Here is a 12,002-nt window from a genome sequence, read left to right on the forward strand (position 1 = left end):
CCCTGAGGCCGCGTCCCGGCGGCTGAGCCGTCATGCTGGAGCCATGGCGGAAGACCACTACCTCGTCGGACTCGACCTGGCCGGCCGGCGCGTCGTACTCGTCGGCGGCGGCAGCGTCGCCCAGCGGCGGCTGCCCCGGCTGATCGGCGCCGGTGCCGCCGTCGAGCTCATTTCCCCGCACACCACCCCGGCGGTGAGCGCGATGGCCGACGCGGGGGAACTGGTCTGGCACCAGCGCCGCTACGCCGAAGGTGACCTCGACGGTGCCTGGTACGCGCTGGCCTGCACGAACGACCCCGAGACCAACGCCGCGATCTGCGCGGAAGCCGAGCGCGCCCGCGTTTTCTGCGTCCGCGCCGACGCGGGCGCCGAGGGCAGCGCGGTCACCGCCGCCGTCGGCAGGCACGAGGGCCTCGTCGTCGGCGTGCTCTCCGGCGGCGAGCCGCTGCGCTCCGCCGCCGTGCGCGACAACCTCGTCGAGGCGTTGCACAGCGGTCAAGTCTCGGACGCGACGGCGCCCGAGATCGGCGAGCTGCCCGGCGTCGCGCTCGTCGGCGGCGGCCCCGGCGACCCGGAGCTGATCACCGTCAAGGGCCGGCGGCTGCTGGCCCGCGCCGACGTCGTGGTCGCCGACCGGCTCGGCCCGCGCGAGCTGCTCGGCGAGCTGCGCCCGGACGTCGAAATCGTGGACGCCGCGAAGATCCCGTACGGCCGCGCCGCCAGCCAGGACGTCATCAACACCACGCTCGTCGAGCGCGCCAAGGCCGGGAAGTTCGTGGTGCGCCTCAAAGGCGGCGACCCGTACCTGTTCGGCCGCGGCTTCGAAGAGGTCATCGCCTGCGCCGAAGCGGGCGTGCCGGTCACGATGGTCCCCGGCATCACCAGCGCCTTCGCCGTGCCCGCGATCGCCGACGTCCCGGTCACCCACCGCGGCGTCGCGCACGAGGTCGTCGTCGTGTCCGGGCACGTCCCGCCGGGCCACGAAAAATCGCTCGTCGACTGGGACGCGCTCGGCCGGATGCGCGGCACCATCGTGCTGATGATGGGCGTGGAGCGGCTGGGCCTGTTCGCCGACGCGCTGCTCGCCGCGGGCCGCCCGGCGGACACCCCGGTGGCGGTCATCGAGGACGGCACCATGGCCACCCAGCGCGTCACCCGGTCCACTTTGGACTCCGTGGCCGGCGCGGCGAAGGCGGCCGGGGTACGCCCGCCCGCCATCACCGTGATCGGCCCCGTCGCGGGCCTGGACCGGACGGGGTAAGCGCTTTCAGCCGGAGCGGCGGCGGACACGGCGGAAACGGGTTTCCTCGAGCGGTTCAGCCGACGACCGTCTCCGCCTGCTGCCGGCCGGATCGGTAACAGCGTTCGGCGAACTCCAGGATCGCCGCGGTCAGCCGCTCCGGATCGGTGCGCAGCTCGACCGGGCTGCGCGCCTGGATGAACTCCGCGTCCGGCAGGTCCTCGGCGAGCGTGTCCGCGTCGCCGAAGGGGTGGATCGGGTCGCCCTCGTGCCCGATCACCAGCGCCGGCACCGCGATCTGCCGCCGGACGGCCTTCGGCGGCGCGATCCGGCCGAAGAACACCCCGTGCAGCAGCGCTGCCATCGCGGCGGGCCGCTGTTCGAGCGTGTCGGTGATGACGTCGACCCACTGGCTGCCGTGCGGCACCAGCCGTGCCGCGAGCGCCACACCGTCCACAGTGAACGGCAGGAACCGGGCGGCGAACAGCAGCGGCGCGAACGTCAGCAGCCCGGCCACGATCGCGTTGTCCAGCACCGGCATCTCGACGATCATGCCGCGCACGCGCTCCGGCGCCGCGACCGCGACCTCCAGCGCGACGTTCGCGCCCAGCGACGTCCCGCCGACCACCGCGCGCTCGATGCCGAGGTGGTCCAGCAGCGCCCGCACCTGCACGCCGAACGCCGGGATGGAGTAGCGCCATGACTCGCCAGGGCGGTCGGACTCGCCGTGCCCGAGCAGGTCCAGGGTGATCACCCGGAACCCGGCCGCGGCGAGTTCGCGGGCGAGCGGCGCGTGCATCCGGCGGGTGAACATGATGCCGTGGGTGAGCACGACGATCCGGTCACCCGAACCGTATTCGGTGTAGGCCAGCCGGTGGCCCTCGAAGGTGAACGAGCCGGCCAGCTCGAGGTGTCGCGGGGCCATGCGTCCAGCAAACCACGGACATCAGTCAAGATGACAGCCATGACCGACCTCGTAGCACTGAAAGTCGACCGCACCGGGCCCGTGGCCGAGGTGACCCTGCTCGGCCCGTCCAAGGGCAACGCGATGGGCCCCGACTTCTGGCGCGAGCTGCCGCTGGTCTTCGGCGAGCTGGACGCGGACCCCGGGGTCCGCGCGATCGTGCTGACCGGCAGCGGCCGCAACTTCTCCTACGGCCTCGACCTGCCCGCGATGATGGGCGGCTGGGCGCCCCTGCTCGGCCAGGACTCGCTCGCGGGCCCGCGCACCGAGTTCCTCGCGGAGGTCCGGAAACTGCAGGACAGCGTGAACGCCGTGGCGCGCTGCCGGACACCGGTCATCGCCGCGGTCGCCGGCTGGTGCATCGGCGGGGGCGTGGACGTCATCGCCGCCGCGGACGTCCGGCTGGCCAGCGCGGACGCCAAGTTCAGCGTCCGCGAAGCCAAGGTCGCGATCGTCGCCGACCTCGGCAGCCTGCAGCGCCTGGCCGGCATCATCGGCGAAGGCCACCTGCGCGAACTCGCCTTGACGGGCAAGGACATCGACGCCGCCCGCGCGGAGAAGATCGGCCTCGTCAACGACGTCTACGCCGACCAGGACGCGCTCCTGGCGGCGGCCCGCGAGCTGGCCGGCGAGATGGCCGAGAACCCGCCGCTGGTGCTGCAGGGCGTCAAGGACGTGCTCGCCCTGAACACCGAGCAGCGCATCGCCGACGGGCTGCGCTACGTCTCGGTGTGGAACTCGGCGTTCCTGCCGAGCAAGGACCTCACCGAGGCGGTGCAGGCGTTCATGGAGCGCCGGAAGCCGGAGTTCAAGGGGGAGTGAGGTCAGGACGGCCGGGCGACGACCTCCCGGCCGTCCTCGGTGGAACACGTGGCGGAGAGCGGCGTTCCCGCGTCGCTGCCGCAGGTCCACGGGTCGAGCGCGACCGGGCCCGCGCCGTCGGCCCGGGACAGGTCGGTCTTCGTGAGCTTCGCGAAGTAGCGGGTCATCAGGGTGGCGGCGGCCGCGCAGTCGACTTCGCCGTGCCGCACCGTCACTTTCGCCTGCGCGTTCCCGGTGCCGGTCACGGTCCCGCACTCGACCGACTCCTCGGGCGGGTCCGCCATGACGGCCGCGGCGGCGTCCGCCGGCGCCGGGGGAGCCGGGGCGGGCGAAGAGGCGCAGGCGGCGAGCGCGAGCGCGGACGCGGTCAGCGGGAGGAGCGCGAGGAACTTCTTCACGGTGCTTTTCCTTGGGGGAGAGGGGATCACTCGCCGGCCGCGACGCCGGCGAAGACGGTCAGGTCCTGTTTGCTGCATGTGGTGCCGCCCTGGGCCGAGGGCGGGCCGGACACGCAGAGCCAGCCGTCCACCGTCGCGCTCACCGGATCGCGTGAGTCCGGGCCCTGCTTTCCGGTGAGCTGCCGCTGGAAGCGCGCGACCAGGTCCGTCGCCTGGGCGCAGTCCATCCCGGCGGTGGAACTGTCCTCGACTCGCAGCGTCAGCCCGCTCGCGGCGCGCACCGTCCCGCAGCCGCCGTCGCCGGAAACGGGCGCCTGCGTGGTTTCCGGCGCGGTGGAGCGCGGTGTGGTGGTCTCCGACGACGGGGCGGCCGACGGCGAAACCGGGGCCACGGAAGAAGAAACCGGTGGTGGGAGGCTGGCGGCGGTGACCGCGGCGGCCGGGCTTTCGCCGCCTTGGGAACACCCCGCGGCGAGCAAGAGCGCGCCGCCCGCGGCCAGCAGGCCGGGCAACCCGGCGATCGGACGCATCGCGGAGATCCTCCTTTTCCCCTGGGGCAGCGGAAGATTACCCGTGGTGACCCCGGCGCGCCGGGCCGACACGCCGGTCGTCCACTATGGACGATCACCGAGGGTGGCAGGGACTTACTGGGCGGGTGAATCTCGCGGGAGCGGCTAACATTCCGGGCCTCGTCCGCGACACCCTGGACGTGCGGCCGCCACCGCGGCCGTGATCCCGCAACCCCCGTCGAGTCTGAGAGCGATGAGTACCGACACCGAGCGCGAGTCCCAGCCCTGCGATACCCCCGAGCCGCCCTGCACCCCCTGCTCCGTGGTGTGGAGCCAAGGACGCCCGTACGTCCTCGAGCCCACCGCCGGCAGGCCGCGCTGGGTCGGCACCGACTACCGCGGCCGTCCGCTCGCCCTCACCGGGGCCGACCTGCGCCGCCGGGGCTGGAGCTACCGCCGCGCCAGCTAGGGTGACCGGGTGAGCGAGTTCAGCCCGGAGACGACCGACGCCCCCGCGGGCCAGCCCGGCCCGGGCCCGGAACCCTCCCTGCTCCGGCAGGCGCTCAACGTCCCCAACATCCTTTCCCTGCTCCGGCTCGCCGGGGTCCCCGTCTTCCTCTGGCTGCTGCTCGGGCCGCAGGCCGACGGCTGGGCCCTGGCGGTGCTGGTGTTCAGCGCGCTGACCGACTGGCTCGACGGCAAGCTCGCCCGCTGGCTGAACCAGATGAGCAGGCTCGGCCAGCTGCTCGACCCGGCCGCCGACCGGCTCTACATCGCCGCCACCCTCGTGGCCTTCCTCATCCGCGGCATCATCCCGTGGTGGATCTTCGCCGCGCTCGTGCTGCGCGAAGCGGTCGTCGGGGTGTGCCTGCTCGTGTTGCGGCGCAACGGGTTCGCGCCACCGGAGGTCACCTACACCGGCAAGGCCGCGACCTTCGTGCTGATGTACGCGTTCCCCTTCCTGCTGCTCACCCAGGGCGGCTCGGTCGTGGCCGGGATCGCCCGCCCGATCGCGTACTCCTTCCTCACCTGGGGCTGCCTGCTGTATCTCTGGTCGGGCGCGCTGTACGTGATCCAGACCGTCCGCGCGGTCCGGGGTGCCGCCGGCGGCCCGGGGATGTAAGACTTCCGCCGGCAGCAGCGCCGCGACCGCGGCACGAGTACCGAAAGGGGACCGAGCGTTGTCAGCTCCCGAAGAGTTGCGCTACACCGAGGAGCACGAGTGGGTGGCCACCGCCGCCGGCGGCTCGCTCCGGGTGGGGATCACCGAGTACGCCCAGGACCAGCTGGGCGACGTCGTGTTCGTCGACCTGCCCGAGGTGGGCAAGCACGTCACCGCGGGCGAGACCTTCGGCGAGGTGGAGTCGACCAAGAGCGTTTCCGAGCTGTACGCGCCGGTGGACGGCGAGGTCACGGCCGTGAACACCGGGGTGGCCGACTCCCCGGAACTGATCAACAGCGACCCCTACGGCGAGGGCTGGCTCATCGAGATCCGGGCCGGGGACCCGGCCGCGCTCGAGGGCCTGCTCGACGCCGAGGCGTACCAGGCCCTCATCGCGGGCTGAGCACGGCGCGGTTCGGGGAGCCCGGGCCGCTTTGCCTTGGCCAGGCACGGTACGTTGGGCAGCAACATCTTCCCGGTTAGCGAACACTTCAGTGGTGAGGAGAGCTCAGGTGAGCACGAACGACGGGCCCGGCGTTCCCCCGGAGCAGTCTCCGGAGCGGACCTCGGTCTTCCGGGCCGATTTCCTGGCGGACGCGGAGGCTCAGGAGCCGGCTGCGCCGGAGCCCGCGGTCGCGGGCGTCGACGCGCTGCCGAGCGGTTCGGCGCTGCTGGTGGTCAAGCGCGGCCCGAACGCGGGCTCGCGCTTCCTCCTCGACCGCGACACGACCAGCGCGGGCCGGCACCCGGACAGCGATATCTTCCTCGACGACGTCACGGTTTCCCGGCGGCACGCGGAGTTCCGCCGCGAGGGCGGTGAGTTCGTCGTGATCGACGTCGGCAGCCTGAACGGCACCTACGTCAACCGCGAGCCGGTCGACCAGGCCGTGCTCGCCGGCGGCGACGAGGTCCAGATCGGCAAGTTCCGCCTGGTCTTCCTGACCGGCCCGGGGCACGGGGGCCAGGGGGCACAGTGACGGCTGCCGGGCGGCCCCAGCGGGATGGGTTGAGCATCGGGGCCGTACTGGCGCAGCTGCGCGCGGACTTCCCCGACGTCACCATCTCCAAGATCAGGTTCCTCGAGTCCGAGGGACTGGTGCAGCCCGGCCGGACCCCGTCCGGCTACCGGCAGTTCGCCCCGGCGGACGTGGAGCGCCTGCGCTTCGTGCTGGCCGCCCAGCGGGACCACTACCTGCCGCTCAAGGTGATCAAGGAGCAGCTGGACGCCGCGGACTCCCACGAGGCGCCCGCGGCCCGGCTGCCCCGCAAGCTGGTTTCGCTGTCCTCCCCGGACGGCGACGGACTGCCCGCGGCCCGGGACTTCGCCCAGGGCCGCGAAGTCCGCCTGACCCAGGAGGAACTCCTCGAGCAGGCGGGAATCGACGTCCGGACGCTGGGCGAGCTCGAGCAGTACGGGCTCGTCCGCGCGGGCGCCGCCGGGTTCTACGACCCGGACGCGGTGCTGGTGGCCAAGACGGTGCGCGCGATGACCGAGTTCGGCATCGAGCCGCGGCACCTGCGGGCCTTCCGCGCGTCGGCGGATCGCGAGGTCGGGCTGCTGGAACAGATCGTCACCCCGGTGTACCGCCAGCGCGACGCCGACGCCAAGGGGCGCGGGGACGAGATGGTGCGGGAATTGGCCGCGCTCTCGGTCACCCTGCACACGTTGCTGGTCAAGGCCGGTATCCGCGGGGTCACCGCGGGCTGAGCAGGGGAACGGCGGATAATGACACAGTTTCATGACTCTGTCCGCGGCCCTGGATGCCGTACGGTTGTTCTTGGCACTCCGGCAAGCGGACCGTGCCCGCCGGGCACCGGAACAGAAGCGAGCACAGCGCCCAGATGACGGGTAGCGTCGACGATATCGATGCGGGATCCTCGAAGCAGCGCTGCAGCCCGCGCACAGGAGAGGGAGGCGAAGTCCGATGAGCGAGATGCGCGTCGTCGGCGTGCGGGTCGAGCTGCCCGCGAATCAGCCGATCTTGTTGCTGCGGGAGACGGAGGGCGAACGATACCTCCCGATCTGGATCGGCTCGGTCGAGGCGACCGCGATCGCCCTCGAGCAGCAAGGAGTGCGCCCGGCCCGTCCGCTCACGCACGACCTGCTCAAAGAGGTCATCGGGGCGCTGGGCCGCGAGCTGGAACAGGTCGTGATCACGGACCTGCGCGAAGGCACGTTCTTCGCGGAGCTGGTCTTCGACGGCGACATCCGGGTCTCGGCGCGGCCGAGCGACTCGGTCGCGCTGGCGCTGCGGGTCGGCGTGCCGATCCACGCGGTGGACTCCGTGCTCGAAGAGGCCGGGCTGATCATCCCGGACGAGCAGGAGGACGAGGTCGAGAAGTTCCGCGAGTTCCTCGACTCCGTGTCGCCCGAGGACTTCCGCGGCGCCGACACCTGATCGCCCCCTCTTCGTGTCGTTTTCCCCGGCACGAGGTTTGGTCCCCGCTGCCCCTTTCGGCGGAAGCCTCAAGAAGTGCTTGAGGTACGCCGCGCGTCGCGTTGACCAGCCGGGCGGGTCCGCTTACCGTCGAAGGCGGTAAATCGCCGCCGTGTGATTCGCATCCCGCGAGGATGCGCGACCAGCGCGATTGCCACCAGGGGTCCCGCTTCCGGGATCCGGTTGCTTGTTCCGACCGGCCGCCCGGCCGGGCGAGGGGAGGCTTGCGTGGTCGACGAGAGGCCGGTCAAGGCGGTCGACGGAGAGCAGGGTGCCCTGTTCCCGGACGCGTCACTGCCTGACGAACTGGTCGGGTACCGGGGCCCCGCGGCCTGTCAGATCGCCGGGATCACCTACCGCCAGCTCGACTACTGGGCCCGCACCAAGCTCGTCGCGCCGAGCATCCGCACCGCGCACGGCTCGGGTTCGCAGCGGCTGTACTCGTTCAAGGACATCCTGGCGCTCAAGATCGTGAAGCGCTTACTGGACACCGGCGTCTCGCTGCAGAACATCCGGGTCGCGGTGGACTACCTGCGTGCCCGCGGCATGGACGATCTGGCGAAGGTCACCCTGGTCTCGGACGGCACCACCGTCTACGAGTGCACCTCGCCCGAGGAGATCGTCGATTTACTGCAGGGCGGGCAGGGCGTGTTCGGCATCGCGGTGAAGGTGCCGATGGCCGAGATCACCGGCACCATCCACGAGTTCCCGGCGGAGCGGGCCGACGGCGGCGAGCTCGAACCGGTCGTGCCGGACGAGCTGACCCAGCGGCGCAACGCCCGCCGCACGGGCTGAAATTACCGGCGGGTACGCTGATCATCGCGGTCGCCGAAGCCGCGCGGGAGAGTCCGGCCCCCACCCGGGTCCGGCGCCGAAGGAGCAAACCCTCCCCGGAACCTCTCAGGCACCCGGACCGCGCGGACGAGACGCCTCTGGAAAGTGGGTCCAGGCCACGACCCGGGACCCCGCCGACGGTGCAAGCCCGAACGACAACCGGGTGAACCTCTCAGGCGCCTTCACGGCATGGACAGAGTGGGGAGGCCCCGGCACCCGAGGGTGCCGGGGCAAGCCGCCTCAACCGGGCATCTTGTCCAGGAATCCTTGCACCTGACGGATTTTGCCGTCCGCGACGCTGATCACGTCGAATCCGATCGCCAGCGGTTCGGCCGCGCCCTCGGGCGCGAGATGCCACTGGAACCGGGCGATGTCGTGATGCCCGTCCACGGGGCCGCCGAGGCTGAACCGCAGTCCCGCGAACTGCTGCTGCGCCCCGGCGATGAACCCGTCGATCCCTTCGTGCCCGCGGACCGCGCCGAGCGGGTCGGTGTAGGTCCCGTCGGCGGTGAACACCTCTTCGACGATCTCGCGCCGTTTGGCCGGGTCGGCCTCGTTCCAGGCGTCGAGGTAACGGCCTGCCACGGCGGTGAAGTCGGTCATCGTTCCTGCTCCCTTGGTCGGTTTTCCGTTGGGGTGCCGCAACGATGGCCCGCGCCGGGCAGGCGTGTCGATTACGTGCCGGGTAATGGCGGCGATGCCGCGCGGGCCCGTAGTTTCGTGCCATGACGACGATCCAGCGCCCGGTGGGCGAGCTGCTGCGGCAGTGGCGCGAGCGGCGGCGGCTGAGCCAGCTCGACCTGTCGATCTCCGCCGAGATCTCCACCCGGCACCTGAGCTTCGTCGAAACCGGGCGCGCCACCCCGAGCCGCGCGATGGTGTTAAGACTCGGTGAACACCTCGAAGTGCCGCTGCGGGAACAGAACCAGCTGCTGCTCGCCGCCGGCTACGCGCCCGCGTACCAGGAACGGAAGCTCGCCGATCCGGATCTCGGCGCGGCCCGCGCCGCGGTGCGCCAGGTGCTGGCCGGCCACGAACCGTACCCGGCCGTCGTCGTCGACCGGTACTGGAACCTGGTGGACGCCAACGGAAGCACCGCGATCCTGACCGAGGGCGCGGCACCCGCGCTGCTCGCCGAGCCCGCGAACGTGCTGCGGCTCGCGCTGCACCCGGACGGGATCTCGCCGCGCGTGCTCAACCCGGGGGAGTGGCGGGCCGATCTGCTGGCCCGGCTGCGGCGGCAGGTCGAGTCCACGGCCGATCCGGAACTGACCGCGCTGCTGGAAGAAATGCGCGCGTACCCGTGCGCGGAACCCGAGCCGGAAGGGCAAATCCCGGGCCGTGGTGAGATCTTCGTCCCGCTGCGGATCCGGCACGGGGACGCGGAGCTGTCCTTCTTCTCGACCGTCGCGACGTTCGGCGCGCCGCTCGACGTGACGCTGTCGGAGCTGGCGATCGAGTCCTTCTACCCGGCGGACGAAGCGACGGGGGCGTACCTGCGCCGGTGGGTGGCGGCTGGCAGGATCGGGGCCGAGCACACCGAGCCAGTCCCGACGTAAGGAACGCCGAGGAAGATGACCACCGCTCCCGACCTGACCCTCAACAACGGCGTCGCGATCCCGCAGCTGGGTTTCGGCGTCTACCAGGTGCCGGCGGAGGACACCGCGCAGGTGGTCCAGACCGCGTTGGAGACCGGATACCGCAGCATCGACACCGCGGCCGCCTACCGGAACGAGGCCGGGGTCGGCGAGGCCCTGCGGGCCGCCGGGCTGCCGCGCGAGGAACTGTTCGTCACCACGAAGCTCTGGAACTCCGACCACGGCTATGACGCCACGCTGCGCGCCTTCGACGCGAGCATGGCGAAGCTCGGGCTGGACTACCTGGACCTGTACCTGATCCACTGGCCGCTGCCCGCGCGCGGCACGGCGGTGGACACCTGGCGCGCGTTCGAGAAGCTGTATGCCGACGGCCGTGTCCGCGCGATCGGCGTGTCCAACTTCGAGATCGCGCACCTGCGGGAGCTGCTCGCGCGGACGGACATCGTGCCCGCGGTCAACCAGATCGAGCTGCACCCCTATCTGCAGCAAGGAGATCTGCGCGCCTTCCACGCCGAGCACGGCATCGCCACCGAGGCGTGGAGCCCGCTCGGCCAGGGCGCGGTACTGGGCGACGAGATGATCGCCGGGCTGGCCGACAAGTACGGCAAGTCCCCGGCCCAGATCGTGCTGCGCTGGCATCTTCAGCGGGGCACCGTGGTGATCCCGAAGTCGGCCACCCCGTCCCGGATCGCCGAGAACTTCGGGGTGTTCGACTTCGAGCTCGCCACCGACGACGTGGCCGAGCTCGGCGAGCTCGACGCCGGCAAGCGGACCGGGCCGGACCCGGACACCTTCAACCTCGCGTGATCAGGCCGGCGTCAGCCCGGTGCCGGTGAAGATGTCCCGCTGCGCCGGATCCCGGAGGTAGTCCCGGAACACCTGCGCGGCGCGGGCCTGGATGTCGTCCACGTTCGCGCCGCCGAGCCCGAGGAACGGGTAGTCGGCGGAGGTCTGGGACGCCACGGGCTCGGCGGGCGAGCCGATCAACCCGGCGTTGGCCGTCTGCAGCTGGCTGATCCAGAAGCTGTTCTCGGGAATCCACGCGGCGGGGAAACCGCCGATCGCGTCGGTGCTGGTTTTGCCGGTCAGCGCGTCGAGCACCTGCTGCGAGGGCGCGGAGCGGACGTCGATGTGCACGCAGTGCGCGTGCACGACGGTGCTGGCCTGGTTCCAGCGCGTCGCGGCCGCGGTGACGGGCTTCTCGATGCTGGGGGTGACCACGACCTTGAGCGTCGAGGTGCCGTCGGTGCACGCGTTCGCCTGCGCTTCGGCGCGGCTGTTGAGGACGTTGTTCGCCCACCCCCAGCCGAGCAGGCCGACCACGAGCAGCACCACGGCCACGCCGGTGACGATGGGCCATTTCGCGATCTTGCGGCGGCCGGAGACGGCGGTCAGCGCGCGGTGGGTGCCGGTCGAGCTGCTGGCGCCCGGGACGGCCTTGATCGCGCGATGCGTGCCGGTGCCCGCCGACGGGCGGATCTTGGTGCTCGTGGCGGTCCGGCCCCCGGTGGCGACCGCGGCCTGGCTGCCGGTGTCCCGTCGCTCGGCGGGCTTGTGGGAGCCGGTGGCGGTGCGGCGGTCGGCGGGGCGCTCGACCGGTTCGGAGAAGCCGGTGCCCGTGCGGCGGTCGGCCGGGCGCTCGACCGGCTCGGAGAAGCCGGTGCCCGTGCGGCGGTCGGCCGGGCGCTCGACCGACTCGGAGAAACCCGTGCTCGTGCGGCGGTCGGAGGGGCGTTCGACCGGCTCGGAGAAGCCGGTGCTGCTGCGGCGGTCGGCGGAGCGCTCGACGGGGGCGTGTGATCCCGTGGCGGCGCGGCGCTCACTCGGGGCGTGGTCGGCGGCGGCGCGGCGTTCGGCCGGGATGCGGGGCTGGCCGCCGGTGCCGCCGCGGCGGCTGTCCGCGGGCGGCGGGCCGGGCTGGCGCGGCGGAACGGGCGGCGGGCCGCCGGCGCGGTTCGCCGGGGGGATCACACCGAAGCCGCCGGTGGCGGGGCGCTGGCCGGGGTGACGATCGCCACGCCCGTACTGCTCGGGGGG

Annotated in this window: 15 protein-coding genes, 1 pseudogene and 1 riboswitch; of the genes and pseudogenes, 11 read left to right on the plus strand and 5 right to left on the minus strand. The window is 72.2% G+C overall.

Annotated elements, in window-relative coordinates; translation table 11 throughout:
- Positions 1-43 precede the first annotated feature (43 nt).
- A complete protein-coding gene (cobA, locus tag FPZ12_RS39145; RefSeq protein WP_144757841.1) occupies positions 44-1,261 on the plus strand; it encodes a uroporphyrinogen-III C-methyltransferase in 1,218 nt (405 codons plus the stop codon).
- A gap of 55 nt (positions 1,262-1,316) precedes the next feature.
- On the opposite strand, the gene FPZ12_RS39150 is transcribed toward cobA, so the two are convergent.
- Positions 1,317-2,165 (minus strand): alpha/beta fold hydrolase, encoded by an 849-nt coding sequence (locus FPZ12_RS39150; RefSeq protein WP_144757840.1) that lies wholly within the window; start codon positions 2,163-2,165, stop codon positions 1,317-1,319.
- A gap of 30 nt (positions 2,166-2,195) precedes the next feature.
- On the opposite strand from FPZ12_RS39150, the gene FPZ12_RS39155 reads away from it, so the two are divergent.
- Complete coding sequence (locus tag FPZ12_RS39155) at positions 2,196-3,026, plus strand: crotonase/enoyl-CoA hydratase family protein (RefSeq protein ID WP_144757839.1); 831 nt, start codon at positions 2,196-2,198, stop codon at positions 3,024-3,026.
- Positions 3,027-3,028: 2 nt separating this feature from the next.
- Here FPZ12_RS39155 and FPZ12_RS39160 read toward each other — a convergent pair whose 3' ends face one another.
- Both FPZ12_RS39160 and FPZ12_RS46735 read right to left on the minus strand, forming a co-directional pair.
- On the minus strand, positions 3,029-3,424 hold the full coding sequence (locus FPZ12_RS39160) for a hypothetical protein (RefSeq protein ID WP_144757838.1): 396 nt from the start codon (positions 3,422-3,424) through the stop codon (positions 3,029-3,031).
- 26 nt (positions 3,425-3,450) lie between these two features.
- On the minus strand, positions 3,451-3,954 hold the full coding sequence (locus FPZ12_RS46735) for a hypothetical protein (RefSeq protein WP_243770254.1): 504 nt from the start codon (positions 3,952-3,954) through the stop codon (positions 3,451-3,453).
- A 232-nt stretch (positions 3,955-4,186) separates the two neighbouring features.
- Between FPZ12_RS46735 and FPZ12_RS39170 the strand changes: the two genes are divergently transcribed.
- The 7 genes from FPZ12_RS39170 (at position 4,187) to FPZ12_RS39200 (ending at position 8,328) form a co-directional block, all read left to right on the plus strand.
- Positions 4,187-4,402 carry a hypothetical protein gene (locus tag FPZ12_RS39170; RefSeq protein WP_144761906.1) on the plus strand — a complete coding sequence of 72 codons (216 nt, stop codon included), beginning with the start codon at positions 4,187-4,189 and terminating at the stop codon, positions 4,400-4,402.
- 9 nt (positions 4,403-4,411) lie between these two features.
- Positions 4,412-5,056 (plus strand): cardiolipin synthase ClsA, encoded by a 645-nt coding sequence (gene clsA, locus FPZ12_RS39175; protein WP_144761903.1) that lies wholly within the window; start codon positions 4,412-4,414, stop codon positions 5,054-5,056.
- Positions 5,057-5,114: 58 nt separating this feature from the next.
- A complete protein-coding gene (gcvH, locus tag FPZ12_RS39180; protein WP_144761901.1) occupies positions 5,115-5,498 on the plus strand; it encodes a glycine cleavage system protein GcvH in 384 nt (127 codons plus the stop codon).
- 109 nt (positions 5,499-5,607) lie between these two features.
- Positions 5,608-6,072, plus strand: coding sequence for a glycogen accumulation regulator GarA (garA, locus tag FPZ12_RS39185; RefSeq protein ID WP_144761898.1), 465 nt, complete (start codon positions 5,608-5,610; stop codon positions 6,070-6,072).
- Positions 6,069-6,803 (plus strand): transcriptional regulator FtsR, encoded by a 735-nt coding sequence (gene ftsR, locus FPZ12_RS39190; protein ID WP_166463056.1) that lies wholly within the window; start codon positions 6,069-6,071, stop codon positions 6,801-6,803. Before garA ends, ftsR begins: the two co-directional genes overlap by 4 nt.
- 217 nt (positions 6,804-7,020) lie before the next feature.
- The gene (locus FPZ12_RS39195) at positions 7,021-7,494 is read left to right on the plus strand and encodes a bifunctional nuclease family protein (RefSeq protein ID WP_139097318.1); all 474 of its coding nucleotides are present in this window, start codon (positions 7,021-7,023) and stop codon (positions 7,492-7,494) included.
- A 267-nt stretch (positions 7,495-7,761) separates the two neighbouring features.
- The gene (locus FPZ12_RS39200) at positions 7,762-8,328 is read left to right on the plus strand and encodes a MerR family transcriptional regulator (RefSeq protein WP_144761891.1); all 567 of its coding nucleotides are present in this window, start codon (positions 7,762-7,764) and stop codon (positions 8,326-8,328) included.
- Positions 8,329-8,362: 34 nt separating this feature from the next.
- Positions 8,363-8,459: riboswitch (glycine riboswitch) on the plus strand.
- 148 nt (positions 8,460-8,607) lie between these two features.
- Here FPZ12_RS39200 and FPZ12_RS39205 read toward each other — a convergent pair.
- Positions 8,608-8,970, minus strand: coding sequence for a nuclear transport factor 2 family protein (locus FPZ12_RS39205; RefSeq protein WP_144761888.1), 363 nt, complete (start codon positions 8,968-8,970; stop codon positions 8,608-8,610).
- Between the two features lie 122 nt (positions 8,971-9,092).
- On the opposite strand from FPZ12_RS39205, the gene FPZ12_RS39210 reads away from it, so the two are divergent.
- Together FPZ12_RS39210 and FPZ12_RS39215 are read left to right on the plus strand one after the other, a co-directional pair.
- Positions 9,093-9,926: an ABC-three component system protein gene (locus FPZ12_RS39210; RefSeq protein WP_144761885.1), complete on the plus strand. Its 834-nt coding sequence runs from the start codon at positions 9,093-9,095 to the stop codon at positions 9,924-9,926.
- Positions 9,927-9,941: 15 nt separating this feature from the next.
- Positions 9,942-10,772, plus strand: coding sequence for an aldo/keto reductase (locus FPZ12_RS39215; protein ID WP_144761882.1), 831 nt, complete (start codon positions 9,942-9,944; stop codon positions 10,770-10,772).
- Here the strand turns inward: FPZ12_RS39215 and FPZ12_RS46740 are convergent.
- A pseudogene (locus tag FPZ12_RS46740) lies at positions 10,773-12,002 on the minus strand (substrate-binding domain-containing protein); the annotation flags it as partial.

Origin of the sequence: Amycolatopsis acidicola, assembly GCF_007713735.2 — a bacterium.
Taxonomy (GTDB): domain Bacteria; phylum Actinomycetota; class Actinomycetes; order Mycobacteriales; family Pseudonocardiaceae; genus Amycolatopsis_E; species Amycolatopsis_E acidicola.